The sequence below is a fragment of the Serratia ficaria genome (genome assembly GCF_900187015.1).
GTDB classification, from domain to species: domain Bacteria; phylum Pseudomonadota; class Gammaproteobacteria; order Enterobacterales; family Enterobacteriaceae; genus Serratia; species Serratia ficaria.
Genome location: NZ_LT906479.1, coordinates 1,286,198 through 1,312,089, shown reverse-complemented (window position 1 = coordinate 1,312,089; position 25,892 = coordinate 1,286,198). Strand labels below are relative to the sequence as shown.

The following is a 25,892-nucleotide window of genomic DNA, read 5'->3' as shown; positions in this document are numbered from 1 at the left end:
ATGACCAGACACTTGGCCAGACAACGTCTGGTGTACGCCGTAGTGCTTGGCCTGCTGGCCGCACTTGGGCCACTGTGCACCGATCTTTACCTGCCCGCCCTGCCGGAGATGGCCGGCGAGCTGAATACCTCCACCGCCAGCGCGCAGCTTAGCCTGACCGCCGGCCTGCTCGGCCTGGGGGTCGGGCAGCTGATTTTCGGCCCCTACAGCGATAAGCTGGGCCGCATGCGTCCCTTGCTGCTGTCGCTGGTGCTGCTGCTGGCCGCATCGCTGTGGTGCGCGCTGGCGCCGACTATCGATCAGTTGCTGATAGCCCGCCTGCTGCAGGGATTGGCCGGCGCCGGCGGCGCGGTGATTTCACGCGCCATCGCCCGCGATCTGTATGCCGGCCATGAGCTGACCCGCTTCTTCGCCCTGCTGATGCTGGTCAACGGCCTGGCGCCGATCGTCGCCCCGGTGCTGGGCGGCGCCATGCTGCAGCTTATGGACTGGCGCGGCATCTTCGGCGTGCTGGCGGCCATCGCCGTGCTGCTGTTCACCCTTTCCAGCCTGAAGCTGAGCGAGTCGCTGCCGCCGGAGCGCCGCAGCCAGGGCGGCATTCTGGCGATGCTGCTGTCGCTGGGCGGGCTGCTGACCCAGCGCCAGTTTATGGGCCTGTGCCTGACGCAGGGCTTCGTGATGGCCGGCATGTTCGCCTATATCGGCGCCTCCCCTTTCGTTCTGCAGCAGATCTACGGCCTTAGCCCGCAGATGTTCAGCCTGTGTTTCGCCATTAACGGCGTGGGGCTGATTATCTCCGCGCAGCTGGCCAGCCGCCTGAGTTCGCGTTGGGGGGAGATCCGGGTGCTGAAAGGCGGTTTGACGCTCGCCGCCGCCGCGTCGCTGCTGCTGTTGCTGGCCGCCCTGCTGCAGGCGCCGCTGGTGTTGCTGCTGGTGCCGCTGTTCTTCTCGGTAGCGGTGATCGGCATCGTCGGCCCGACCGCGTCTTCGCTGGCAATGCAGAGCCAGGGGGATAAAGCGGGCAGCGCCTCGGCGCTGATCGGCGTATGCATGTTCGCGCTCGGCGCCTGCAGCGTGCCGATTACCGGGCTGGGCGGCACCTCGAGCGTATCGATGGCGCTGACCATCGTCGGCTGCTACGCCATCGCCATCCTGCTGTTCAGGCTGCTGGCGCGCAAAACGCCGGCCTGAGGCGCGGCAAAAAACGGCAATAAAAAACCCGCTCGGTGAGCGGGTTTTAAGAATTTCGGCTACTGTAGCTTAGATAGCGATAACGTTAGCAGCAGATGGCCCTTTGGCACCGTTCGTGATTTCAAATTCTACACGCTGGCCTTCAGCAAGAGTTTTGAAACCATTGCTAGCGATGGCAGAGAAGTGAACGAAAACGTCCTTGCTACCATCTTCCGGAGTAATGAAGCCGAAACCTTTGGATTCATTAAACCACTTAACGCTACCTTTAATCTTAGACATCAAACTTACCTTTAACGTGAATGTAAGACACAAGAAGTGTGTCCATTACAGTACAGCAATTGGGCCGGTTTTTGTCCACAACCTGGATCACATAAAACCGATAAAAAGTGAAAAAATCCGTATGGCGCGCTGTAAATTGCCCGCACCGCTTGCCATCGCTTTGCGCAGCAGCCCAATCCACTGGCAACGCCGGCAAACAACGGTCGAACGCCTGTCGCACCCCGCCAAACGTCGCATTGACGGCCCGATGCAGACGCAATCGCTATGAAATATAACCAGATGGTCTTTTTGCTTCGGCCCGCCCTGCACTAGGGTTAATGATTATTTACCACTGTGAGCCAAGCCTATGACCAGCCAACTGGCCGAGAAGATTGTCGCCTACCGTCGCGAACTGCATCAGAACCCGGAACTTTCCAACCGCGAATTCGCCACCACCGCCCGTATCACCCGCTGGCTGCAAGAGGCCGGCATCCGCATCCTGCCGCTGGAACTGAAAACCGGCGTGGTGGCGGAGATCGGCAGCGGCCAGGGACCGATCATCGCGCTGCGCGGCGACATTGACGCCCTGCCGATCGAAGAAATTTCCGGCGTGCCCTTCAGCTCGCAAAACAGCGGCGTCATGCACGCCTGCGGACATGATTTTCACACCTCGGTGATGCTCGGCGCCGCGCTGCTGCTGAAGGCGCGCGAGGCCACCCTGCCCGGCACGGTGCGCATCTTCTTCCAGCCGGCCGAGGAAACGTTCAACGGCGCGCAGCACCTGATCGACGCCGGCGCATTGGATAACGTGGCCGCGGTGTTCGGCCTGCACAATGCGCCGGAGCTGCCCACCGGCACCTTCGCCACCCGCGCCGGGCCGTTCTACGCCAACGTCGACCGATTCCAGATCCTGATCACCGGCAAAGGCGCGCACGCCGCCAAACCGGAGCAAGGCGTGGACACCATCGTTACCGCCGGCCAGATCGTCGGCGCACTGCAAACGCTGCCGAGCCGCAGCTTCAGCTCCCTCGAGTCGCTGGTGGTCAGCGTCACCCGCATCGAAGGCGGCAATACCTGGAACGTGTTGCCGCAAACCGTGGAGCTGGAAGGCACGGTGCGCACCCACAGCGACGCGGTGCGTCGCCAGGTGCCGGAAAAAATCCGCCAGGTGATCGGCGGCGTCGCCGCCTCGCTGGGCGCCCAGGCCGAGTTGCGCTGGCAGCCGGGGCCGCCGGCGGTCATCAACGACGCGCGCTGGGCCGCCTTCAGCAAAACCGTCGCCGCCGAAGCCGGCTATCGGGTGGAGGAAGCCGACCTGCAGATGGGCGGGGAAGACTTCGCGCTCTACCTGCATCACGTGCCGGGGGTCTTCGTCAGCATCGGATCCGCCAGCGAGTTCGGCCTGCATCATCCGCGTTTCAATCCGGACGAGCGGGCCATCTTCCCGGCTTCGCAATATTTTGAACTGCTGGCCGAACGTACGCTGCAGCAATTAACCGCCACAGTAACGGAAAAAGCCACCAGCAACGCCTGAATATCGGCAATTATTATTTCCTCGGCGCGGTAAATACCGTGCCGGGGTTTATTGTTTTCTTCGCCTGGATATTTGCTGTTTTCAACATTTGAATATGCTGTTTTGTTGTTTTACATCCCGCCAGCGCTCATCAATAGTGTTGACATCAGACGCAGCGCGCCCCTGCGGCGCATTACAGGATGAAAGCAATGAGCAACAGCGCTAACCCCCAACGGCAACTTCGCCTTGGCGCCATTCTGCATGGCGCATCGGGAAATATGTCCGCCTGGCGGCACCCGGACGCCACCGCCGACGCCAGCATTAATCTCGATTTTAATATCGCTGCGGCTAAAAAGGCCGAACAGGGTAAATTCGACTTCGTGTTCGTGGCCGACGGGTTATATATTAACGAGAAGTCCATTCCGCATTTTCTTAACCGATTCGAACCGCTGACCCTGCTGGCCGCGCTGTCCGCCGCCACCGATAAAATCGGCCTGGTCGGCACCCTGTCCACCTCCTACAGCGATCCCTTTACCGTGGCCCGCCAGTTCGCCAGCCTGGATCACCTGAGCAAGGGGCGCGCCGGCTGGAACGTGGTGACCTCGCCGCTGGAAGGATCGGCCAAAAACTTCTCGCGCGACGCGCATCCGGAGCACAGCCTGCGTTACCGCATCGCCGGCGAATTCCTCGACGTCGCCAAAGGGCTGTGGGATTCCTGGGAAAACGACGCCTTCGTTCGCGACAAAACCAGCGGCGAATTTTTCCGCGCCGGCAAGCTGCATACCCTGAATCATCAGGGCGAGTTTTTCTCGGTGCAGGGGCCGCTGAACATTGGCCGCACCCCGCAGGGCCGCCCTATCCTGTTTCAGGCCGGCGCCTCCGAAGACGGCAAACGGTTGGCGGCCGCACATGCCGACGCCATTTTCACGCATCATGAAACCCGCGAACTGGCGCAGGCGTTTTATCAGGATGTGAAGCGCCAACTGGCGGAACAGGGGCGCGAACCGGACGACCTGCGCATCTTCCAGGGGGTCAGCGTGATCGTCGGCGACGACCAGGAAGACGTCGAGCGCCAATATTGGGAGACCGCCCGCCTGGTCAGCATCGAGAACGCCCTCAACTACCTCGGCCGTTACTTCGAACATTACGATTTCTCTCGCCACCCGCTGGATGAGCCTTTTCCGGATATCGGCGAGCTGGGGCAGAACAGCTTCCGCAGCACCACCGACGCCATCAAGCGCAATGCGCGCGAGCGCAATCTGACCCTGCGCCAAGTGGCGCTGGAAGCCGCTTCGCCGCGCCCGGTATTCGGCGGCACGCCGGAGGCGGTGGCGGACGGCCTGCAGAGCTGGTTCGACGGCCGGGCCGCCGACGGCTTTATCATCAGCGGCGGCACGCCGAATTCGTTCGGCCACTTCGTTGATCGGGTGGTGCCGCTCCTGCAGCAGCGCGGCCTGTTTCGCAGCGATTATCACGGCGAGACGCTGCGTGAACACCTTGGGCTGAAACAGCCGCTGAACCGCTTTACCCAATAATAAGAATATTTTTCGGGGATATCCGCTATGCAGAGAACCTTTACCGCCACGGTATTGCCGGCTGCGCTGGACGATTAGGGGAACATGTCGATGGCTAATGACGTTTTTATTCAGACGCTGCCGGACGATCCGCTGATCGCGCCGGTGATTGAGGGGTTGTTCGGCGAATATCGCCGGCGCTACGGTGACTATTTCGGTGACCAGGAGCAGGAATCGCTCGACCTGTACGCCCCGCCGCAGGGTGCCTTTATCGTGCTGCTGCGCGGCGGCGCGCCGATCGCCATGGGCGCTTTCAAACGCTATGACCCGCAAACCGCCGAACTGAAGCGCATCTGGACGCGCAGCGATCTGCGCCGCCAGGGGCTGGCGCAGCGGGTGCTGCAGCAGCTGGAAACGCTGGCGCTCGGGCAAGGCTACCGCCAGCTTTATCTGACCACCGGCTTTCGCCAGCCCGAGGCGGTGGGCCTCTATCTGAACAACGGTTATCAGCCGCAGTTTGACCCGAGCATCGACAGCGAGATCTACAGCCGCCCGCCCTACGATGGCCGGCTGCCGTTTCGCAAAAACCTGATAACAGAGGACGCGCTCTGTTGCGCGTCCGAGAGGAAGATCGCCTAAGGCCCCGTTATCTGTTTCAGGAGAATTGAGATGTCCAAACAAGAAGTATTGAAAGTGGTGCCCGCACGCTACCCGCTGCGGCTGGTGGGCGCGCTGTTTTCGCTGTTTATTCTGGCGGCGATAATACAATCGGTAGCGGCCAACGAACGTTGGGAATGGCCGGTATTCGCCGAGTGGTTCTTCGCCCCCGCAGTGCTCTCCGGGCTGGGGCAAACCTTGTTGCTAACGCTGCTCGGCACGCTGTTCAGCATCATCTTCGGCACCCTGTTGGCGCTGGCGCGGCTGTCGCGATCTTACCTGCTGGCCTCGCTGGCCTGGGGCTATATCTGGCTGTTCCGCTCGCTGCCGCTGATCCTGGTGCTGATCATTCTGTACAACTTTTCATACCTGTACGATTCTATCTCACTGGGTATCCCCTTTACCTCGCTGGCGTTCGCCAGCTACCCGACCATTGATATTCTCGGCCAGTTTTCCGTCGCGGTGCTGGGCCTGACCCTGGTGCAATCGGCTTACACCGCCGAGATCATCCGCGGCGGCATTCTCGGGGTGGATTACGGCCAGCACGAAGCGGCGGCGGCGCTCGGCCTGCCCGGCTATCGCCGAACCTTCCGCATCATTTTGCCGCAGGCGCTGCGCTCAATCATCCCGACCGGCTTCAACGAAATCATCAGCCTGGCGAAGGGCACCTCGATCGTCTACGTGCTGGCGCTGCCGGAACTGTTTTACACCATTCAGGTTATCTATAACCGCACCCAACAGGTGATACCGCTGCTGATGGTCGCCACCGTTTGGTACCTGTTCATCACCACCGCGCTGTCGGTGATCCAATATTACATCGAACGCTACTTTGCCCGGGGCGCAGTGCGCGAATTGCCGCCGACGCCGTGGCAGCGTCTGGCCGGCTGGCTAAAACGTTAGGAGAGTCTCTATGTCTGAAGCCATTGATTATTATGCATTACGCGAACAACCGGTGCGCCACGTCAACCCGGTGCCGGCGCGCGGCCTGATTGAAATCAGCAACGTGAGCAAGTATTTCGGCAAGCACAAGGCGCTGGACGACGTCAGCCTGACGCTGCAGCCGGGCACGGTAACGGTGATCCTCGGCCCCTCCGGCTCCGGCAAGTCGACCCTGTTGCGGGCGATCAATCACCTGGAGCGCGTCGACGAAGGCTTTATCCGCATCGACGGCGACTACGTCGGCTACCGCCGCAAGGGGGATCGGCTGTACGAGCTGAAGGAAAAGGCCATCCTCCGCCAGCGCATCAACGTCGGTTACGTATTCCAGAACTTTAACCTGTTTCCGCACCTGACGGTGCTGGAGAACATTATCGAAGCGCCAGTAGTGCATAAGATCCACCGCCGCGAACGGGCGAAAGAGGTGGCTTATGAATTGCTGGACACCGTCGGCCTGCGCCACAAGGCGGACGCCTATCCGCGCCATCTGTCCGGCGGCCAGCAGCAGCGCATCGCCATCGCGCGCGCGCTGGCGCTGAACCCGAAGGTGATCCTGTTTGACGAGCCGACTTCGGCGCTCGATCCCGAGCTGGTCGGTGAAGTGCTGGACGTGATCAAGGGGTTGGCGGATCTGGGGGTTACCCTGGTGGTGGTGACGCATGAGATCGGCTTTGCGCGCGAGGCGGCGGATCGGGTGGTGTTTATGGTCGACGGTCAGGTGGTCGAACAGGGCGACGCCCGCCAGGTATTGAACCACCCGCAGCACCAGCGCACCGTCAATTTCCTCAACAAAGTGCTGTAACCGGCGGGGGCGCCGCAGCGCCCCGGCAGATTAGACCGCGAAGCGGCGTTTTTCAGCGGCGTATTCCCATCGATTTTCCCTTTCAGCATTGAATGAAATCAGGATGAAAAATAGCCTGTGGCGGAAACCCCGTTAAATGCCGTTATCGCATGATCAAATGCCGCTGCGCGCAATCTGTCGCTGACGGGCATTCCGCGCTATCATAGGCAGCATAAATATTGTATCGAACGAACCTACGAGAATGACGATGAACGGCAAGATAACGACTTTTTTTGAAGACAAAGGCTTCGGCTTCATTACCGACGAGAACGGGGAAAATCGTTACTTTCACGTGATTAAAGTGCAGAACCCAGAGCTGATCAAGAAAAACGCAGCGGTGACCTTCGAACCGACCAACAACACCAAGGGCCCCTCCGCCTATGCGGTTAAAGTGCTGGCCGCGAGCAAATACATCATCATCGCCAACGAAAGAATCAAGATTTCCAGCATCAAGTCCTTCAATACCTTCACCAGGGAAGTGCCGGTGAAGGCCGAGGTGGACAAGGAAAACACCGTGCTGTCGGTAGGCCTGTTGATGAACCGCATTCGCCCGCAGTCCGAAGACGCGCCACAGGCCATGCAGACGCTGCGCATGCTGACCATCACCACCTTCCAGAATGCGACCCATACCTTCTCCGAGCATGAGATCGATATGGACGAAACCGTCAAAGCGCTGAAAAGCCTGTAAGCCCGTCGGTATAAAAAACAATCGGGGCTATTTGATACTGCCTGTGTTAGCGTGGGTTTTCACCTGACACAGGCCGCCGATATGTCTGACACCCCTAGCGTTAAAGGCTTTATCAACCGCTCCACCCAAATCGCCTGCCCCAAATGCGCCTACGTCACCCACCAGAAATGCGCGACGCTGCAGCAGAAAGTCATGCTGATCTGCCCTAACTGCGGCGCCGAATTCGAACCCCGACAGGGTTAAAGCGCTTAGCGGAACATGATGTGCCCGACGCTGTTGCCGCTCACCACGTTGAACGACTCCACCCGGTTGCGCCCCTGCGTCTTGGCGCGATAAAGCGCGATATCCGCCATATTCATCAGCTGCTCCAGCGACTTCACCTCGTTCATCGCCAGGCTGGCGACGCCGACGCTGATGGTGATCTTCTGCGGCGCTTTGCCGCCCGGCAGCAGATCGGCCTTTTCCACCAGCTGGCGCAAATGTTCGCCCAACGCCACGCCCTGCGCCGCCAATGCGCGCGGCAGCATGATGGCGAACTCCTCGCCGCCCAGCCGGCCGAACAGCTGATCGTGCCGCAGCTCGCGCCGCACGATATGGGCGAACGACGCCAGCACCTGATCGCCGAGCACATGGCCATGGGTGTCGTTAATCAGCTTGAAGTGATCGATATCGATCAACAGCAGCGAAACCGCCTCTTTGGACCGGTGCTTATGCTCCAGCAATTCGCCGGCCTTGCGCGTCAGCGCGCTGCGCGACAATACCCCGGTCAAAAAATCGTGATTGGCGCTGTGCTCCAGCCGCCGCATCAGTTTGCGGTTGCCGGCGATGGAGCTGGCGAGGATCAGCGGCCCCATCACCAGCATGGCGATCCCCAGCCGGGCGGACATCAGGGTATCGAGGAAGGCATTGTGGTTGTTCGGCGTTTCATACAGCATCAGATTGGCCGAGATGCTGCTGATCTCGGTCATGCCGGTCAGTAACGTCAGCAGCGTTACGGTAAACAGCTGGTAGCGCACCGCGCACCACAGCAGCGCCGGAATGGGGAACGCGATAGCGCCGGGGCCGCCGATATACACGCTGAACACCAGGGACAGCAACAGCGCCAGCAGCGGCATGCCGGCGCGCAGCCGCCAGTTTATCTGCAGGCTCAGCAGCTGTTTCAGCCGCGGCGCCGCCAGGATCACCGGCAGCAACAGCAGGTTGGTGGAAAACTGCTCGCTGAACCACGCCAGCCAGGCGACGGCCACGGTGTTGTTGTACAGGCTGTCGTTGCGCAGTATCGACAGCGTCGACGCCACCGCCGCGCCGGCCAGGCTGGCGCTGAACATATAGAGTATCGCCTGGGGCTTGCCCATCCGCCGCTGCGACTGCGGCAGCATCAGCATGATGCCGTAGCCGGTGGCGATCAGCGACATGTTGCAGGCGTTCAGCCACATCGCCAAAGCCAGCCCTTCGCCGGCGCTGAGATCGGCGGCGATCATGCCCAAATAGGTGGTCAGCCACCCCAGGGGCGTGGCGTAAGCGGGTTTGCGCAGTAGCAGGCCGAGCAGAATAGTATTCACCGGCCAAAACAAGGAAAGCGAACCTATTGGCCGGGTAAGTATACCCAGCAGAGAAAGCAAAAAGGCCAGCATGAAAAGATTGATCAGCTGGACGGTGACCGGCAAGCCATGTTTGGCATTTATTCTGGCGCTCATCGCCGTGCCCATATATTGATAATAACCAGAATAATAATATGCATACTCTCTCGCCCGGCATCATGAGGGGATGAACAATCCAGATTTCAACCAAAAAAGCCAGACAAATCAATAATAAAACGTATTAACCTTTATTTAACGGAATCTTCTTACGCCATAACGCCCCAAGTTTAACCCGCAGCCTCATAACGGAAAATACGGTTAGCTTCTCTGACAGCATAGCGTAAACGACGGCGCACCTGCGCAAAGATAATAACAACAAAAAATAAATGGTTATTAATCTTTATGGTTTTGATCGGGTTGCCGGCTATTATTTTCCTGCAACTGACTCGCCAGCGCAATTGGAAGCAAAAAAAGCCCGCACGGAGCGGGCTTGCTTGAACAACAGCAAATTGACAGTGACGACACAGCCATTGCATGTCTGTGCTGCCGTTCAGTGTATCGATAAAGGCTTAAGTGAACCTTAGCAACAAAAAACCCGGTCTAGGAACCGGGAATATTCGTACGAAATGCAGTGTTAGCCCAAGCGGGCTAATAACACATCGCAATATACGCGCCAATTGTGCAGAAAAAATGAACGGCGGGAGGCCCGGGCGAGGAAAACCTCTGGGAATATTCCCCCCATCGCGGCGGATGAGGGGAGCGGCATCACGCCAGCTTGGCGGCGAAACCCGCAACGCGCTGGCCATAAAGCCTGGCGGTATCCAGATCGCCAGACAGCATTTCGTCCACCCCGGCGTCGGCCGGCGTTTGCACCAGCAGGCCCACCGAACCGCCCAGGTTATTGACGTCGGTACGCTGCGCCGATTTGGTATTGGCCGGCAACAGCCCCAGGCTGACCCATAGGCCGCCGTGCTGCGACGCCAGGGTCTGCAATGCAATCAGCGTCACCTGTTTGTCGCCGTTCAGGCTGGCGCTGTTGGTGAAACCGCCGAACACCTTATCCTGCCATTTGCGGCCGAACCACGCCTTGGAGCTGGCGTCGGCAAATTTCTTGAACTGCCAGGACGGGCCCCCCATGTAGGTCGGCGAGCCAAAGATGATGGCGTCGGCCTCATCCAGTTTTTGCCAGGCTTCATCGCTGATATTGCCTTCCTGATCGATGGCGATCAGTTCCGCTGCGGCGCCTTCCGCCACCACTTTCGCCAAACGTTCGGTATGGCCGTAGCCGGAATGAAAAACAACTGCTGTCTTCGCCATAGAAACTCCCCGGTAGCTGCATAAGGGCGCCGACGGCGCCCATGGAACCTCCAATCTAGTCAACCTGCCGGCGGCTGAATACCAAATTTAACTGACGGTGTTATTCAAAAAAACCGCGCTACGGCTCCGCCCGCTGTTGCTGGCGGGCAAAATCGATAAAGGCGCGCAGCGGGCGCGGCATTTGACGGTTGGCGGGGTAATACAGATAGAACCCGGGAAACGGCGGCGACCAGGCTTCCAGCAGCGGCAGCAGGCGCCCCTCGGCCAACCCGGCGGCGACCTGATGCTCAAACAGATAGGCGATGCCGACGCCGTCCAGCGCCGCCTGCACCAGGATTTCCGGCTCATCGACAATCACCGGCCCTGCCACCGCCACCTCCAGCGCTTCGCCGTCGCGCTCAAATTCCCATCGGTACAGAGTGCCGCTGGTCGGCCAGCGGCAGTTGAGACAGCGATGATCGCGCAGTTCGCGCGGCGTTTGCGGCCGACCGTGACGCGCCAGATAGTCCGGCGACGCCACCACCCGCATGCGCAGGTCGCCGCCGAGTTTGATCGCCACCATGTCTTTCGGCAGCTTTTCATGCAGGCGCACGCCGGCGTCGAAACCGCCGGCGACGATGTCCACCAGCCGGTCCTCCACGTTGAGATCGAGGGTGATGTCCGGATATTGCCGATGAAACGGCCCGATCATCGGCGCCAGACAGTGCAGCGCGGCGACGCGGGTGACATTGAGCCGCAGCCGGCCGGTGGGCTGCTGGCGCTGATTGACCGCCTGCTCGACCGCCGCATCGATTTCGGCGATGGCCGGCAGCAGGCGCGCCAACATCTGCGCGCCGGCCTCGGTGGGCGCCACGCTGCGGGTGGTGCGGTTCAACAGGCGCAGCCCCAGGCGGCTTTCCAGATTGCGCAGCGTCTGGCTCAGCGCAGAAGCGGACATCCCCAGCTGTGCGGCGGCGCGGGCGAAGCTGCCATGTTCGACAATGGCGGCAAAGGCGCGCAATTCGGCGAACTCACTGCCTCTCATTATGCTCTGCTCCCTTAATAATTCATGAAGATTATAGCGTATTCCGTGAACTGGCCGCCGGGACTATCTTGAGATCGACATCAACAGGAGAACGCCAATGAACACCGCTTTATCGCTGGACAGTTACCGCCTGCTGGGCCGTTCAGGCCTGCGCGTTTCGCCGCTGGCGCTCGGCACCATGACCTTCGGCGCCGACTGGGGTTGGGGGGCGGAGCAGGCCGAGGCCCGCCGCCTGTTCGACGCCTATGTCGATCGCGGCGGCAATTTTATCGATACCGCCAACCGCTATACCGAAGGCAGCGCCGAGCGCTTTGTCGGCGAGTTCGCCGCCGGCCGCCGCGATCGGCTGGTGATCGCCACCAAATACACCCTGCCGACGCAGCCCGACAATCCGAACTCCGGCGGCAACCACCGCAAGAGCATGGTGCGCTCGGTCGAGGAAAGCCTGCAGCGGCTGAACACCGATTACATCGACCTGCTCTATCTGCACGCCTGGGATTTCACCACGCCGGTGGAGGAGATTATGCGCGCCATGGACGATTTGGTGCGGGCCGGCAAGGTGCTGTATCTGGCGGTATCCGACCTGCCCGCCTGGCAGGCATCGAGAATGCAGATGCTGGCGGATTTGCGTGGCTGGTCGCCGCTGATCGCCCTGCAGATCGAATACAGCCTGCTGGAGCGCACCGTAGAGCGCGAACTGATGCCGATGGCGCAGGAGCTGGGGCTGGGCGTGATCCCCTGGTCGCCGCTGGCGGGCGGGGTATTGAGCGGAAAATACCGCCGGCGGGATCTGCAGGCGACGGGCGATGAAACCGGCACCCGACGCGAAGTTGTGCGCACCAAGGGAACGCTGACCGCGCACAACCTCGACATCGCCGACGCCGTGGGCGATGTCGCCCGCGAAAGCGGCTATAGCGCTTCGCAGGTTGCGCTGGCCTGGACGCTGCGCAATACGGCGGTCACCGCGCCGATCGTCGGCGCCCGCACGCTGCCGCAGCTGGAAGACAACCTCGGCGCGCTGGAGGTGCGGCTGGCGGAAGAACACTGGCAGCGGCTGGACAACCTCAGCGCGATAGAACTGGGGTTCCCGCATGATTTTCTGGCGCTGTCGACCACCCGCAACATCATGTTCGGCGATCTGAACATCGCCAGGCGCAGATAAAAAAAATCCCGCACAAGGCGGGATAAACTTAACAGGGATGGGGTACTGCACTACAGGGAATGGATAACACACAACATCATCGGGTAGAGCTACAGTACCAATCCCAATGTATAGAACTGTCATCCCTGAGTAAGTTTGCTCCGGCAGATGTAACGCCGAATGGGAAATATGACATTCTTCGCCGCCGCGCCGCGCGGGCAGATCTTGCGCGCTGCGCGGCGCCCTCGCAAAAATGATTGATAAATAAACTATTACCCGCATTAGGTGCTAGTCTGAGGGTTCACGCATCTCACCGGTAAAAGATATGTCTATCTTCGATGCCTTCAAGATGTTCAGCGCCTCAACGGTAAAGGTCACCTGCCCGCAGTGCGCTTATGTTTCTACCCAGAGCCGCAGCAAGATACGCCAGAATGTCACCCTGATCTGCCCTAAATGCGGGCATTATTTCCTGCCAAAAGAAAAGTAGCCGAACGTCAGCGCGCCCGTTGAGTGGTGTAATTGGCGGCGACCCAATCGCCCTCGCGCGCCACCTGCGCCAAAAGGCCTCGCGCTGGCTGCAGGAGACCATCCGGGCATTGACGCAGTGACGGGCCTTAGCGGATTTCAATGCTGATATCGGGGTAGGCTTTCTCGCCGTCGCTGAGGTAGTGGCCCAGCGCCCGATAGGCCAGCACGTAGAGCGCCGCCGCGGCGCACAGGCAGAGTAAGGTCACAAACAAGAATCTTGATTTACGCACCATGAGCTCCAAATTTGCATTTGGGCCTATTTTAACGCGGCGGGATAAACCAAGGCTCAATTGCCCGCACATCGGGCAAAAACGAAAAGCCCCGGCGCGGTGCCAAGGCTGCAACGGCGGATTATTTCTTCAGCATGTAGATAAACGCATCGAACTAACAATTACTTTCCGGGCATTGCATATCCACCAATGATGAACCAAGCCAGAAGCACTACAGCCGCTACGATGATAGCGACGGGAAACAGGTATCCAATTTTCATATTGTTCTCGTTGTTGGAGCCAACTCAGACTCTGCTTAACAACCACCCTCACCCTGCATTCTGCTCAAAGTATGCTCATACTGATGGCCGCATTTATGACAGATGAAATCATAAAGACACAACCCAAGATGAGGAAGGTTTTTTCTTTCTTATTCACTGCAAAAAAAAACATAATCACAGATAGGATCATGAAAGGGGTAGAACGAGATTCTTGGAGAATACTAGGATTACTGGGGATGAGCGGACTTTAGTAGACGTTGGGGCCCTACAGGAGTCGATAAAAGAATGTAAACAACTATTATAAATTGATATTTTTAAGTTCATTATCAATACATACCCCCAAATGTACCCCCATATGTTTTTGCGCACCTGGTTTACGCTTAGAAAACACCCAAATAAATTGGCGTGCTAACTTACTTTTCGTTTCTTACTGTTACTTAGTAATACGTCGGCGGATCGCCGGTCTTTGTCTCTCAATCCATTGGTCTATCGCTTCTCTGTTGTACATGATGGGATTGTTCATCTTTGGGTTTAGGTCAGGGGCTACATGTCGGTACTCGCGCCCCTCAAGCCATGTGGTTCTTCGTGCATGCTGGATCATGTGCTTGCTCATACCACTCAAAGCCATCAGTAACTGCTCTGAAACCCATTTGTTTGGTACAAGTTGAAATATGCGGTTCTCATCCATATCTGGCTCTCAATTCATTAGTGATAGGAATAATGCGTTGCTCTTATTGAAGCTCACCACGTGGGGCTTCTTGGAGCGTCTATACCTGTCGCATTTTTCATCGAAGAGATCCAGCTCAAAATGCCAAAAGCATCGAAGATGAGCCGTAGCCCAACTCACGAAACGTGTATATATACAGAAAATGTGTCAGTTCAGTTGGTTCAGTTGGTTCACGGGCATCTAGCCCTTACCACGCCTGGGTTTGACTGAACCAACACACACGAAAAAATGTTGGTTCAGTCCATAGAGATGTTGGTTCACGGGGTTCACATATGCTTTTCTCGCCTAGGAATTGCGGTAGGTAACCCCTCAATCCACCTATCAATGGCCTCTCGATTGTAAAAACACATGCTGTTGCTCCTTGGGTATCCGTCGGGAGATAGATGCTTATATTCTCGCCCCTCCATCCAAGACTGCTCTCACGCCGTTTTGATTGTGTTTTTCTTCAGACCGGTGATGGACATTAAAATTGATTCAGATACCCACTTATTGGGCACTAATTGAATTATTTGCATCTCGCCCATATCAACTCCTTAGCCCGATTAGTACCAGTGACGATGGTAGAACCTTTAACATGCTCCATCCCCTTACCGTAACCTTACCGTCATGCATTTTTGCACTCTTGCCCCTCCCCCAAAAACCTTGCTGTAATCTTGCTGTACTCATGGGGTAAGTATTTTAGAAAGAGCGTTTTGGGGCGTACCGAACGTAGTATGGCCTTAGGGCAATCTTAGGATGGTTTTATTGCGTCCAGTCGGATGAGGCGTGAGTTTTCGGACCCCATAAAAAAGACGAGTTACCCCTCCGTCCCCCTCATCTTGGATCGCGAACAACTAAAGTGAAAAGTCAGGTTTTGTGAGGTTCTCACCCAAGTTTTATACGCTACCTAAAATGCTTTTTTATGGACTCGCAAAACTCTTTGACAACCCACCAGCGCAACTACACGTAAGAACTCGTCCCTAATGAGATGGTCACCCCCACCCTGTGAGCGGTACGCTGGCAGGGTGTTTTTCTTTTCGAAGGGGATCATCATGCAAAACATCACACTTATCGGTATCGACCTCGGCAAGCATACCTTCCATGTCCACGCTCAGGATAAAAACGGCCACGCTCTGTTGCGCAAGAAGTTTTCCCGTACCCAGCTCACCGCTTTTCTTTCCACCTGCAGCACAGCCACCGTCGTCATGGAGTCCTGCGCCGGCGCTCACTTTATGGCGCGCCATATCACTCAGCTCGGCCATCAGGTTAAACTCATCTCGCCCCAGTTTGTCCGGCCATTCGTCAAGAGCAACAAGAACGACTTCATCGACGCTGAAGCCATCTGCGAAGCCGCTTCACGCCCCTCTATGCGCTTCGTGACGCCGAGAACCGAAGACCAACAGGCGATGGCGGCGCTGCATCGCGTCCGGGATCCTCTTGTCAGAGAACGGGTCAAAACCACCAATCAGATGCACGCCTTTCTGCTTGAGTTTGGCATCAGCATGCCGCGAGGAACGGCCGTTATCCGACGCCTGGCTGCGGTACTTGAAGAGCATTCACTCCCGCCTTATTTAACCCGGCTGCTTATGCGCCTCCAGCAACATTACACCTATCTCAGCGAGCAGGTTGAGGGACTCGAACAAGAGTTAAAAACGCATATGGCGGATGACGAGGCTACGCAGCGTCTGCTGACCATCCCCGGTGTCGGCATGATAACCGCCAGCCTGCTGGCCACAAAGCTGGGCGACGGGAAAAACTATGTCGGCAGCCGGGACTTTGCGGCATCGACGGGATTGGTCCCGCGGCAATACAGCACCGGCGGGAAAAATACGCTGATGGGCATCAGCAAGCGGGGAGATAAAAATCTGCGCCGCCTGCTGGTTCAATGTGCGCGGGCCTTTATGCAGCGACTTGAACATCACCCGGGGCGTCTGGCTGAATGGGTGAAGGTCCAGTTGACACGGCATCACTCGAATGTGGTGGCCTGTGGACTGGCGAACAAGCTGGCACGGATAGCCTGGGCGGTGACGGCGCATCGCACCGTATTTAGCCAATAAAAAGCGCCGACAGTTAGCCGCTGTCAGCGCTTTGGATAACCCAGTTACGACCTGGTTTTGCGACGACTGATGATGATGACATGAACGGCACAGCGACCTGCTGATGAACCTGACATAAAAAATGGCTCTTTGAAGCCGGGACCCTTTTCAGGTTCAGCAGGTGCGGACTTCATCGTGGCGCGGGTAACGCAGTGTTACCCATCAGACGCCGTATAGATTTACGCAAGCCCATCATAAATCAAAATCGGTGTTGCAAAAACGGGGGTGACCATAGATTTTTTATGGCCTCCGAAAACTCGTCCTAACTTCGCCATTCCGTTATGCGTACTACAGCAGCACGGCTTCACGGTAAGTCTAGCCATTTTCACATCAGTATAACGAAAAGGTAGTTAGCCAGTATCATGATACATGCGGGCACTTATATCCAGTGCATAAGGAAATCGGTCCCCCATCGTTGAAGTATTATAGATAGCAAAATAGAATTCCACTCATGTGGGTTTGTTATGCTTAATACTAGTTTTTGGTGCTATTCTGTCGCTATGTGATTATTTTTGCAAAATATAGGTGTTATAAACCCTTTCCATTTCTTGTTGAATGATTAACTAGCATAACATCTTATTTATATTTACGACTAAAAAAAACCGACAAATCAGCATGCATATAACAATCAATAATAATTTAAGAAAACCTACACTCACACACAAAACGCTTCCAGTTGATACCCAAAGCCAATAAAAATAGGATGCTCCATGTTAAAAAAGAAACATGTATTGAATCAGCCATAATTAAAACTCAATTCGCTGAGCGGGAATTGAGTTCAAAATCCAACATTCTTGGTGAACATAATGTGCAGAAAGACTATTTTGATATTTATTATGTGCTGCCTCTAAGTTGAGTTGATTATCCATATCTATACTTGGATCTCCTGTGGGGGCTTGAACTCTTTCATGCAGTACTTTGTATGCCTGATGCTGATCTAACATATCGATGAAGCTTTGAGTTTTGAACTGCTTATTATGCATATTCGCATGAACACCTGCATATTTATAAGAATCCATCACCGTCACTCGTCCATCACCGTCTACATCAGTAGGGGAGGAAATCCATTTAAATACATGTAGCAAAAACAGGTTGGCAGGCCAAGGAAAGGGACCGGAGATGAAATCTTCTGAAGTTGGGTGGCTAAGGCTTTCATGAAGGTTTGTTGCACCAATAAAAATTATATCAACACCTTCTTTACCTTTAGCCGCATTGACATAATTAAATAGCCCCGCAAAACACTGCCCTAGATATACAATTGCGTTATTCAGACCAGGGATATTTTTTAAAGTACTAACAAGTCTATTGGGCGTGATGTCTTCACCAGCATCAATACCATTGGGGCTACCATGACCAGTGATAAACATCACTAAGTTTTCATATACATTTTGTGTCGAGTCGTTGAAAAATTCTTCGGAAGATTTAATCTCATATCGGTTTACCGTTCCTAGTGAAAAAACCTTTTCCAAAAGGTCAGTTGGCCCATCAACATAAATAAATATATCCTGAGGACGAACACCCGAACGCTCCAAGCACATTAAACCGAATACAAGATCAACTACGTGTCGAAACTCTGGAACAGCATTTGAACTTGATAAAAACAAGATCCACTTTGTTCTTTGACTTCTTAATTTCATAAACAGCCCCTTTTACAACGCTACACATTAAGAAATCAATGTTTAAATGCAATAGCATTACTCAGGGAAATTGGTTTAGGTATATCAGAGAAATAATATAATTCATTCATTTCAACACCTTCTACAGGAGTTGATGTCAAAACTTTCCCACTCTTACCTAAAGCATATAGATCTTTATCTGTTTTAAGATAGAAAAAAACATTAGCATCCTCAGAATGCGCCTTAAAAAGCAACCACTGCCCGAGGTTCACACACTCTTTGACAAGCTCCGTGATTTCCGGCAGCGCTGACGACTGTATAGTTACAAATTTCATAATTAATCCTCAACAACGCAAGGCTCTTCAGTCCATTAGGTATGAGAGTGACCTTCCAATCCCCCCTCTCTTTTTTGTGAAGTGTATTACCTTAATGGTAATCTTTCAACGTAGACCGTTCGTTTTGTTTACCGTAAATTGTCTTAAAATGCGCTCAATGGCTTTGTAGTGCGTCAAACAACACCACCATACACCTACATGGACAGAAAAATCGTTTTCTGAATCGTTTTCTGTTTCGCTTATGCGGTATCGTTTTTTTTTCCACGCCTTATAATTATTACAAAAAAATCAATCCATTAAACGAAACTCATCTTAAACTCCCTGACTTCTTCCAATGGTATGTCGGTGAGTTCATCCTCTGGCGATGTCGCTCCTTCGCTGCCAATGTCATAGCAACCCTTGTGCGCAGCTCTAGCATGTCCTTCCGATCCAAGGTGACGCCGTTCTCTTTGGCCAAAAGGGCAATGGTCTGTTCTATAGTTTTATGGTCTAGCATGGTGTGCCACCTTTTGCTTTCTTAGCTTCTAACCAGCGATAGAAGCCCTCTAACTGCCTCGCCTTACCATCGACAGTCTTTGCGCCAGTTGAGAGGCCGCCATGGAGCTTGCATCGTCCATTAGCGTATATAGCGCGCATCTTGCAGGGTGTGCCTGCTCGCGTTTTTGCACCACACGTCTGCTCTGCCAGTTCTGTGGGAAATTGGCACGCTGGTGGCGGTGGATAGCGATAACCGCGATCTGCCCACGCCTGAAATTCTGCCTCTTTTAGCTCGAACCACGTATTCCGACGCTTTAGTCGCTCTGCTTTGTCACTCATGGAAACGCCCACCAACGTTAACTTTTATCAACATCTCATGGGGTAGGCTCCAGACAGAACCATTCCCCCTGCCAGCCTACAGTTAGATCCCGGAGGTTTGTGCCTTGCTGATCATCCTCTGGTTGTAGTTATGGACGGTGATCAACTCCAGGAAATCCCATAGGTCCTCCGTACCATAGATAGTGTCGAGCTCGTACTTTGTGGCGAGCCTGAGTTTGTGCTCGAGGATGGCACTGATCGTCTTGGGAATGTTAACGCACTCAATCAAACCAGACGGACCATCACTCATCATTGGCGGAATGTCTAAGCGGCATCTGCGAAAAAAAAATCGACATGCAATTTCAGCGTTTCAGCTTTGAGCTTCAGACGCGTGGCCACTTCTTCGATATCCGACTCAATGAGCGGACGTGCCACCTTCCTGTTACTCGGGTCTGGTACATACTGAATACAGGACATCAATTCTTCCATCAGGGGCTTGGCGTCCTCCGGGTTCATTTTGGAAAGTAGAGAGAAACCAAATGTGGCTAACCCAACCAGCCCCATATCCTTCAGATTATCAGGCACCTCAAAACCACTTTTTGACATACCCATAAACGCCCGGACAGCCCACCACTCGCCCTGAGAGGAAGTCATCTCCTGGATATAGAACACCTTGCCTTCATCACGCCCCTTAGTACCACTAATGGTGTAGAACAATTCTTTGCGTGCCATGTTGTCGTCTCTCCGTAATCGGCTTTATTGTTGCCTATTTGACGCTGTTGTAATCGCTCAGGTAGTTCTCTGGCTCTTCCAGACAATTCCTGTAGTAAGGCATGATGAAATCAACGTCGCCTGTATCTCTGAAAAGGCGGCGAAAATTCTTATCCTTGTAGACTCGGTCAATAACGCTTTGAGCAAAGCGTTTACCCGCTTCAGGTGGGTTGGTTTCTGGCGCATAGGGCAGCAATTGCTGCTCTGACATTTCCTTATTGGGGTAAAAACCTGCCGCAGTATTAGCAATGATGTGGAATGCCCGCGCATGCGACATGCAATCCTGCTGAATTTCAACCTGCCCGGCATGAGCCAAGGCAGGGAAAGTTAACATGAATACGCAAAGTAGCTTTTTCATTGTAATAACCCCACCAACTCCTTCACCGCAGCATCTAACTGAGCTTTACCGCCCTGCCCCAATACAGCTTTCTCGACAGTTGTTGCAACCTTGGTGGCCGCTGCCGGGATTTGCTTCTTGATAGAGGCAATTGCCGCGTTCACTTCATCGAGAGTGGCATCTGGCGTCCCTGCGCGACCGCCATCCTGCGTAATGAGATTCGGGGATTTGGCGTCCTGACTCGGATCAACCTTATTTGACTTGGCTGTGACCTGGACAGCCTGAAAAACCAAGTTCACCGTCAATAGCGTAATGCCATCTTGAGAGTTGACCTTGTAGTCGTATCGCGACAAGTCGTAGCTCTCGTAAGTGGTATCCGGAGTCTCTATGTCATAGATTTCAGTGCTGGATATCATCTTATCCAGAGTCGCTAAAAACTCAGTCCGGCTGCCGGTAGTGAAATTGGTGAGATTGGGGACTGAACCACTGAATCCCGTCCAACCTTCAAACACGACAATGGCGTTAATCTCAGCAGGTCGCTGGACCTTGTTGTAGCTCTCATAATCCCCCTTCTCAAGCGGAGCCGTCGTGATGGACGCTTCTTTCACGCGTGAAACGTCGATGAAACTGGTTGGTTCCAGAGCGTAGGAGCTTGCCTTGGATTTTGTCTTCGTCAACGGGCTGTAGTAGACACCATAACTCGGAGACAAAGAGCTGTTGATAACGGACAACAGGCCGCCGCCACTGATAGCGTTGAGCAATGTTGTTTCGTTTAACGATATGGCCATAAGGTTCTTAGCTCCTCTGCTCGCCGACAGGGAAGACGAGCATGGACGTTAACCATGCACCCCCAGGCGTTTTAGTTGAAATGTTATGTTCCATCGTTCTGATGGTGAAAAGACCATTGGCAGCCTTGTTACCGCTCTTAATATTCACGCGGTTCAATCGACGCAATTTGGGGCTGAACACCATGTTCACCAACACTCCCGAATTAGTTACCGTGGGGTATCCAATAAGACCTGTCTCCGGGGAGATTTCGGTTACGACATCACTGAGGAAATCCCCTTTCCTGGATATCTCTACTACCCCGTTATGGATGGTACAGCCAATATCAGCGGCATCGACGCAATCCATAATCTGCTCAATGGCGCTACCGCACAGGTACATATCCTTCAAAATCACACTTACCCCGTGATTTACGAATGTGTAGTTACATGCCTTAGCCAGCCCCTTGATCACCTCAGCAACGTCAACACCGTTGATATAGCTGTTGGGAGCCGCAGGCTTGACCCGGTAAAAATAAGTGCTGGTGGATTTGATGCGTAAAGGCACGTCTGGCATCTGGTTGTAATCGACAAAGGCATCGTAAATAGTCCCTTGGTAAATCTGAGTTTGCTCGTTCGCTGCCCCCGCTAATACAGAAACAACAGCATTGGTAATCCGTGGCGTACTGAACCCCTGACCGACTATCATCTGAGTCAGATCCTGGTTAACGTTGAAAATCGAAAGGTCGATTTGGCTTTGGCTCCTGCCGCCAGCATTACTCATTGACAGGGCGCAACGATAATCAGAAAGGCGAACCGGCTCCTTCTGGTTATAGAGTTTAAACTCGACGGTGATCAGCTTTTCAGAGTATGTGTTCATTACTATTCCTCTTAAGCCACCGGTTTCCCAGTATTAAAACCGCCAGACTCCACACCACCATGTTCATGCTCAGACAGTGGGATCCCCTTACCCGTCACTTCGCCAATAGCGGTAACATCACCACTCACACTTAAATTGCCTACCAGCTCGACCTCAGGAGCCTCAATGGTGACTTTTGATGGAGAGTGAATGACGATCCCCCCATTTTTGAACCATAGGTATTGAGACGGCGTACCATTGAGGAAGCCGCCAACATACAGTCCATCAGAGAAGTGATTACGGCGCTTTGAACCAGGCGCACCAGCTTGACGAGTTTCTTTCACAACCGAGATATCTCGATCGGCGAATATCGCCACGCCGATATCACCGACAACCGGATCAATCACCACGGCATTAACTCCACCCTGCAGGCGAAAATATGGAAGGTTGTAGATTTTGTTATGAGGCATCACTGCCCCATCCGCCTGGACCTGATGAACCATCGGTTTAACTGTCACCATACCGACAGGCGACAGGGCGTCTGGCACGGTAATGGACTCCACAACTACCAGCCCAGAGAAGCACTTCTGGCCGATGAAACGTCGCATCATGGCAAAGAGCACGTTCTCTTCAGTAGCCATGTCTTCGACACTCAACTCCCCCTGAAAGCTTTCCTGATCACTCATGACTGCCCCCCGTTCATCGCGCCAATAAGTGGATTCTTACCCAGCTCCCGACGCGCATCGTTAACAATCCCTTGGGCGTCTGTAGCCTGCGTGTAGATATTCAGATTGCCGATATTGGTTTCGGTTTGAACATTGCCCAAACCTCGCGTATTAGTACCGCCCCAGGCTGCGCCAGCGCCTAACTGAATACCGCCGGCGATATCATTGTCACTGACATACCCCTTCCCATTCTCATGGTTGATGATGCCCTTCATGAGGCTAAAGATTGTGGTCATGTCGTCAGAGCTCAGTAATTCGTTCGCTCCCTTGCCGGTGGCTTTAACAAGTGACTGGATATAGGCAGCAACGTTATTGTTGTCACCCTCTGGCGCATACTTTCTGATGATCTCGTCAATGGTGTCCGTGCCACGCTGGAAATACATCATGAGTTGGCGATAGAGCGCGGCAACCCCTTCCGTCATCGACTGGAATACAGCAAAGCGACCATTCGGGCCCTCTTCTTTCGTAGCTCCACTCTGCTTTGCATAATTGAGATTACCCGGGTTGTTATTACGCACACCGCGCGGCAATGCTTTGTCTGGAAGACGCTGCCAGTTACCCTGGGCATCTTTAGAAAGATGATTTTCACCGTTAAGAGAATCCCAGAACTCCCCCCAGTCTTTTGCCGTACGGACGTTCTGGAACCACTGATTCTTACCAAAGGCCGCATTCATGGCTTTATCAATGTAAGGTTCGCTTAGGTAAGCCGCCGCGCCAGCAACCCCAGCTTTACCGACAATCCCGCCACCAGCCCTGAGGGCAATACTGTTCACCATCCCCGTCAGCGCCACACCAACACCCACGATGCTAGAAATGAGCCCTGACGCCCAACTGGCCAGAGAGAAGCCAATCAGAATTTTTATCGCGTTGCCCCATCCGCCCACAGCCTCGACGGCTTTCTCGATATCTTTTTCAAGCTCATTAAAGAACGTGGTGATCTCCGCCTGATGTGCGTTAACCCAGTCGCTAAATTTCCCCAACAGCTTGTTCAGAGATTCCAGCACCGGCATTAAACCAATGAGGATTTTCTGCTTAGTCACATCAAAGCGCGCAGACAAGTCAGCCAGCTGCTGCTCGTACTTTTGCGCTTTCTTCGTCGACTCTTCAGTGGCGTTGGAAAGGTTGGTGTAATGCTTCACCTGCTGAGAAACAGACTGACCGCCTTGCGACAGCATGTTCACCATTTCTGGGGATAAGCCGATATCACGTCCATACATGGTGCGTGTTGCCGCATCCATGTTTTTAAAACGCTCCGCCAGCTCCAGGTAGATGTCCTGGACGTTTTTGAACTCACCCTTGGCATTCTGCAGGTTGATACCAAGACGCCCTGTCAGACTGACTAGCCCTTCGCTCAGTTGACCTTTGTTGCGGAACAATGCCAGATCGTTCTGCAGACTCAACATTGAGCCACGAACCTGTTCTGCCGAGACACCAAAACGGGAAAACGATTTCTGCCAACCATCCAGCTCTTTCGAACTCATCCCTAAGGTCTGGGACGCATAACCGAGTTTGCTGAGCGAATCCGCTGTGCCGGTAATGAAGTTTTTCACTCCCTGAGCAGTTAACGCTACGCCTGCAAGAGCCAGGATTTCATTACGGATAGAACCGAAGAAGCTCGCAGCACGTTTACCGGCAATCTCCATATCCTTGCCGGTTTTGTCTGCATCCTTTTTGGTCTTATCAAGACTTTCCCGAGCCTGCTCTTGCCCCTTCTTAAACTCAGAAGCATCAAGCCCAAGCGTGACTACCAGAGCGTCGATAATGGTCGCCATTATCTAGCCTCCAGAACCAGCGCCTTGTTCATCAGCTCACGGGCTATGGCGTGGATGCTTGGAGCCAACCCAAGTGGCGAACTCTTCCGTTCCCGCTCTTGGATTTCACGCAGAATCTCTATCTGCTCGGTACTGAGTAGTACTGGCTTCATATTATTTTTAGTTGTCATAGCCACCACCCTACTGATTATTTATACAGCAACCATTATTTCACATGTGGGGATGATTACAATTTATATTGCATTTTTTGAAATGATATTTTTCGATCGTAACGATCGAGATTGCTGGTGGTTTAAGGAGTTAATCAGGCGGAAGAAAAGAAAAATACACTACTTAAGTGCAAGCCAAATCTTGGTGGGAAAGACTTTATAGATGAGATGAGCAGAGAAGCCATCTCTAAGGCCGCCATGGCAAAGCGAAAATCTCTAGAGCGACTTTTTTACTTGAACCAGGTACAGGTCGGGTAGAAGCAAACTAAATATAGGGGAGCAGGTCAGCCCGGCCATCATAGAAATGACCGGGCCTTTTTCAAAGCGGGTTACTTGTTAAAATTACTGAGTACCTTGTACCGAATCGACTGATTGGTAGCCTCTAATACTTCGAGCCTCGCCCCTTTATAACCAATGACGTTTGACTCAGAGAGATCATACTCGACATCATTGTTGAAGGCTGGGCGCGCCACACTGTTACTAGACTCGCGATAGCCAATATTGATTTTTTTTCCAACCCTACCGTTATAAAGCAATGTTTGCTGGAAATCGCTTTCGGCACTCATGTTCAACTTTATACGTTGGAACGGCATGCCATTTTCGCATGTTGAAATGGAGAAAACCGTTATAACACACAGCGTTTGAGAGCCTTTCTTGGCCATAACAGCTTGCCACATATCAGCCAGCACTGCCTTATCCACTCCCCCCGAAGAGGCCCCAGGAGTCGGCATATAAAACTCATTCTGCCCATCCTCTCCAATTTTCTTGAACTCGCCAGGAGTTACTGTATACCCCCAAGAAACTCGGGCAGGAGCAGTGACCTTAATACCATCCAATTGCGCAGAAATCCCCTGTCTTAACAAAGAGTCCCCCACATAGGCTGTATTGGTACTACCGATAGGTGGCTCGCTAATTTGCTGTGTAGCTGGTGTGTAGTTGTATTTTGGTGATGTGCATCCTGCAAGCACGAGAGCTGCGGCACATACAATAGTCATTTTTTTCATTTTAAGATTATCCCCAAAGACCAGTAACAAGCCGTCCCATCGAAAAGTACACGCTGGACAAAGCAATGGAAAAAACGCCCAACGAGCAAGCGGAAAAGTGACGATAAGAAGATTTGTAAACGTTACGAAGGTAGCCACAAGGACGCTATCGGCCTATATGTCACAAAGTCAGGTTATCTCCAGCATGAAACGCAAACAAGGGTTACGGACAGTTACATACTGAAA

Annotated in this window: 30 protein-coding genes and 1 pseudogene; 11 read left to right on the top strand and 20 right to left on the bottom strand. The window is 54.0% G+C overall.

The genetic code is table 11. The annotated features are described in order from the left end of the window. On the top strand, window positions 1-1,191 hold the full coding sequence (locus tag CKW09_RS06190) for a Bcr/CflA family efflux MFS transporter (RefSeq protein WP_095096208.1): 1,191 nt from the start codon (window positions 1-3) through the stop codon (window positions 1,189-1,191). 69 nt (window positions 1,192-1,260) lie between these two features. On the opposite strand, the gene cspE is transcribed toward CKW09_RS06190, so the two are convergent. Further along, a complete protein-coding gene (gene cspE / locus CKW09_RS06185; RefSeq protein ID WP_002210315.1) occupies window positions 1,261-1,470 on the bottom strand; it encodes a transcription antiterminator/RNA stability regulator CspE in 210 nt (69 codons plus the stop codon). A gap of 346 nt (window positions 1,471-1,816) precedes the next feature. Here cspE and CKW09_RS06175 point away from each other — a divergent pair, with 346 nt between their 5' ends. From CKW09_RS06175 to CKW09_RS24685, 7 genes are all read left to right on the top strand, one after another. Continuing rightward, window positions 1,817-2,983 carry a M20 peptidase aminoacylase family protein gene (locus CKW09_RS06175; RefSeq protein ID WP_061799266.1) on the top strand — a complete coding sequence of 389 codons (1,167 nt, stop codon included), beginning with the start codon at window positions 1,817-1,819 and terminating at the stop codon, window positions 2,981-2,983. A 188-nt stretch (window positions 2,984-3,171) separates the two neighbouring features. Beyond that, window positions 3,172-4,497 (top strand): LLM class flavin-dependent oxidoreductase, encoded by a 1,326-nt coding sequence (locus CKW09_RS06170; protein WP_095096202.1) that lies wholly within the window; start codon window positions 3,172-3,174, stop codon window positions 4,495-4,497. A gap of 90 nt (window positions 4,498-4,587) precedes the next feature. Beyond that, window positions 4,588-5,115, top strand: coding sequence for a GNAT family N-acetyltransferase (locus CKW09_RS06165; RefSeq protein WP_061799263.1), 528 nt, complete (start codon window positions 4,588-4,590; stop codon window positions 5,113-5,115). A gap of 30 nt (window positions 5,116-5,145) precedes the next feature. Continuing rightward, window positions 5,146-6,033: an amino acid ABC transporter permease gene (locus tag CKW09_RS06160; RefSeq protein WP_061799262.1), complete on the top strand. Its 888-nt coding sequence runs from the start codon at window positions 5,146-5,148 to the stop codon at window positions 6,031-6,033. Window positions 6,034-6,043: 10 nt separating this feature from the next. Continuing rightward, entirely contained in the window at window positions 6,044-6,871 is an 828-nt protein-coding gene (locus CKW09_RS06155) for an amino acid ABC transporter ATP-binding protein (RefSeq protein WP_095096199.1), read from the top strand. Window positions 6,872-7,118: 247 nt separating this feature from the next. Further along, window positions 7,119-7,598: a cold-shock protein gene (locus CKW09_RS06150; protein ID WP_061799311.1), complete on the top strand. Its 480-nt coding sequence runs from the start codon at window positions 7,119-7,121 to the stop codon at window positions 7,596-7,598. Between the two features lie 81 nt (window positions 7,599-7,679). Continuing rightward, window positions 7,680-7,841: a YnfU family zinc-binding protein gene (locus CKW09_RS24685; RefSeq protein WP_165283096.1), complete on the top strand. Its 162-nt coding sequence runs from the start codon at window positions 7,680-7,682 to the stop codon at window positions 7,839-7,841. A gap of 5 nt (window positions 7,842-7,846) precedes the next feature. Here CKW09_RS24685 and CKW09_RS06140 read toward each other — a convergent pair whose 3' ends face one another. The 4 genes from CKW09_RS06140 to CKW09_RS06130 form a co-directional block, all read right to left on the bottom strand. Further along, window positions 7,847-9,295 (bottom strand): sensor domain-containing diguanylate cyclase, encoded by a 1,449-nt coding sequence (locus CKW09_RS06140; protein WP_061799310.1) that lies wholly within the window; start codon window positions 9,293-9,295, stop codon window positions 7,847-7,849. A 170-nt stretch (window positions 9,296-9,465) separates the two neighbouring features. Beyond that, the gene (locus CKW09_RS24490; RefSeq protein WP_145957243.1) at window positions 9,466-9,714 is read right to left on the bottom strand and encodes a hypothetical protein; all 249 of its coding nucleotides are present in this window, start codon (window positions 9,712-9,714) and stop codon (window positions 9,466-9,468) included. Window positions 9,715-9,943: 229 nt separating this feature from the next. Then, window positions 9,944-10,495 (bottom strand): flavodoxin family protein, encoded by a 552-nt coding sequence (locus tag CKW09_RS06135; RefSeq protein WP_061799260.1) that lies wholly within the window; start codon window positions 10,493-10,495, stop codon window positions 9,944-9,946. Between the two features lie 118 nt (window positions 10,496-10,613). Continuing rightward, window positions 10,614-11,519 carry a LysR family transcriptional regulator gene (locus tag CKW09_RS06130; RefSeq protein WP_061799258.1) on the bottom strand — a complete coding sequence of 302 codons (906 nt, stop codon included), beginning with the start codon at window positions 11,517-11,519 and terminating at the stop codon, window positions 10,614-10,616. Window positions 11,520-11,616: 97 nt separating this feature from the next. Here CKW09_RS06130 and CKW09_RS06125 point away from each other — a divergent pair, with 97 nt between their 5' ends. After that, a complete protein-coding gene (locus CKW09_RS06125; protein ID WP_095096196.1) occupies window positions 11,617-12,681 on the top strand; it encodes an aldo/keto reductase in 1,065 nt (354 codons plus the stop codon). Between the two features lie 304 nt (window positions 12,682-12,985). After that, window positions 12,986-13,147 carry a YnfU family zinc-binding protein gene (locus CKW09_RS24855; protein ID WP_169801386.1) on the top strand — a complete coding sequence of 54 codons (162 nt, stop codon included), beginning with the start codon at window positions 12,986-12,988 and terminating at the stop codon, window positions 13,145-13,147. A 432-nt stretch (window positions 13,148-13,579) separates the two neighbouring features. Here CKW09_RS24855 and CKW09_RS24485 read toward each other — a convergent pair whose 3' ends face one another. From CKW09_RS24485 to xisR, 3 genes and pseudogenes are all read right to left on the bottom strand, one after another. Further along, window positions 13,580-13,678 carry a YoaK family small membrane protein gene (locus CKW09_RS24485; RefSeq protein ID WP_031221779.1) on the bottom strand — a complete coding sequence of 33 codons (99 nt, stop codon included), beginning with the start codon at window positions 13,676-13,678 and terminating at the stop codon, window positions 13,580-13,582. A gap of 433 nt (window positions 13,679-14,111) precedes the next feature. Then, window positions 14,112-14,366 carry an excisionase family protein gene (locus CKW09_RS06115; protein WP_095096190.1) on the bottom strand — a complete coding sequence of 85 codons (255 nt, stop codon included), beginning with the start codon at window positions 14,364-14,366 and terminating at the stop codon, window positions 14,112-14,114. 305 nt (window positions 14,367-14,671) lie between these two features. Then, window positions 14,672-14,869 (bottom strand): annotated as a pseudogene (gene xisR / locus CKW09_RS06110) (excisionase family protein). A gap of 567 nt (window positions 14,870-15,436) precedes the next feature. On the opposite strand from xisR, the gene CKW09_RS06105 reads away from it, so the two are divergent. After that, entirely contained in the window at window positions 15,437-16,441 is a 1,005-nt protein-coding gene (locus tag CKW09_RS06105) for an IS110 family RNA-guided transposase (RefSeq protein ID WP_095100036.1), read from the top strand. Window positions 16,442-17,226: 785 nt separating this feature from the next. On the opposite strand, the gene CKW09_RS06100 is transcribed toward CKW09_RS06105, so the two are convergent. From CKW09_RS06100 to CKW09_RS06045, 12 genes are all read right to left on the bottom strand, one after another. Beyond that, window positions 17,227-18,117 (bottom strand): hypothetical protein, encoded by an 891-nt coding sequence (locus CKW09_RS06100; RefSeq protein WP_095096186.1) that lies wholly within the window; start codon window positions 18,115-18,117, stop codon window positions 17,227-17,229. A gap of 35 nt (window positions 18,118-18,152) precedes the next feature. Next, a complete protein-coding gene (locus CKW09_RS06095; protein ID WP_095096183.1) occupies window positions 18,153-18,431 on the bottom strand; it encodes a hypothetical protein in 279 nt (92 codons plus the stop codon). Window positions 18,432-18,738: 307 nt separating this feature from the next. Next, window positions 18,739-18,927 carry a hypothetical protein gene (locus tag CKW09_RS24850; protein WP_095096180.1) on the bottom strand — a complete coding sequence of 63 codons (189 nt, stop codon included), beginning with the start codon at window positions 18,925-18,927 and terminating at the stop codon, window positions 18,739-18,741. Further along, window positions 18,921-19,067 carry an HGGxSTG domain-containing protein gene (locus tag CKW09_RS24930; RefSeq protein WP_269458461.1) on the bottom strand — a complete coding sequence of 49 codons (147 nt, stop codon included), beginning with the start codon at window positions 19,065-19,067 and terminating at the stop codon, window positions 18,921-18,923. Before CKW09_RS24930 ends, CKW09_RS24850 begins: the two co-directional genes overlap by 7 nt. Window positions 19,068-19,550: 483 nt before the next feature. Then, window positions 19,551-19,958 carry a hypothetical protein gene (locus CKW09_RS06075; RefSeq protein ID WP_095096176.1) on the bottom strand — a complete coding sequence of 136 codons (408 nt, stop codon included), beginning with the start codon at window positions 19,956-19,958 and terminating at the stop codon, window positions 19,551-19,553. A gap of 34 nt (window positions 19,959-19,992) precedes the next feature. After that, window positions 19,993-20,355 (bottom strand): hypothetical protein, encoded by a 363-nt coding sequence (locus tag CKW09_RS06070; RefSeq protein ID WP_095096172.1) that lies wholly within the window; start codon window positions 20,353-20,355, stop codon window positions 19,993-19,995. Further along, window positions 20,352-21,122: a phage baseplate protein gene (locus CKW09_RS06065; RefSeq protein ID WP_095096169.1), complete on the bottom strand. Its 771-nt coding sequence runs from the start codon at window positions 21,120-21,122 to the stop codon at window positions 20,352-20,354. Before CKW09_RS06065 ends, CKW09_RS06070 begins: the two co-directional genes overlap by 4 nt. 7 nt (window positions 21,123-21,129) lie before the next feature. Further along, window positions 21,130-21,978: a baseplate hub protein gene (locus CKW09_RS06060; RefSeq protein WP_095096166.1), complete on the bottom strand. Its 849-nt coding sequence runs from the start codon at window positions 21,976-21,978 to the stop codon at window positions 21,130-21,132. An 11-nt stretch (window positions 21,979-21,989) separates the two neighbouring features. Next, complete coding sequence (locus tag CKW09_RS06055; protein WP_095096161.1) at window positions 21,990-22,643, bottom strand: Gp138 family membrane-puncturing spike protein; 654 nt, start codon at window positions 22,641-22,643, stop codon at window positions 21,990-21,992. Further along, window positions 22,640-24,454 carry a hypothetical protein gene (locus CKW09_RS06050; protein ID WP_095096155.1) on the bottom strand — a complete coding sequence of 605 codons (1,815 nt, stop codon included), beginning with the start codon at window positions 24,452-24,454 and terminating at the stop codon, window positions 22,640-22,642. The genes CKW09_RS06055 and CKW09_RS06050 overlap by 4 nt, the downstream gene beginning before the upstream one ends. Continuing rightward, window positions 24,454-24,624, bottom strand: coding sequence for a hypothetical protein (locus CKW09_RS24680; RefSeq protein WP_167387237.1), 171 nt, complete (start codon window positions 24,622-24,624; stop codon window positions 24,454-24,456). Before CKW09_RS24680 ends, CKW09_RS06050 begins: the two co-directional genes overlap by 1 nt. Window positions 24,625-24,992: 368 nt before the next feature. Then, complete coding sequence (locus tag CKW09_RS06045; protein ID WP_095096150.1) at window positions 24,993-25,667, bottom strand: putative periplasmic lipoprotein; 675 nt, start codon at window positions 25,665-25,667, stop codon at window positions 24,993-24,995. Between the last annotated feature and the right edge of the window lie 225 nt (window positions 25,668-25,892).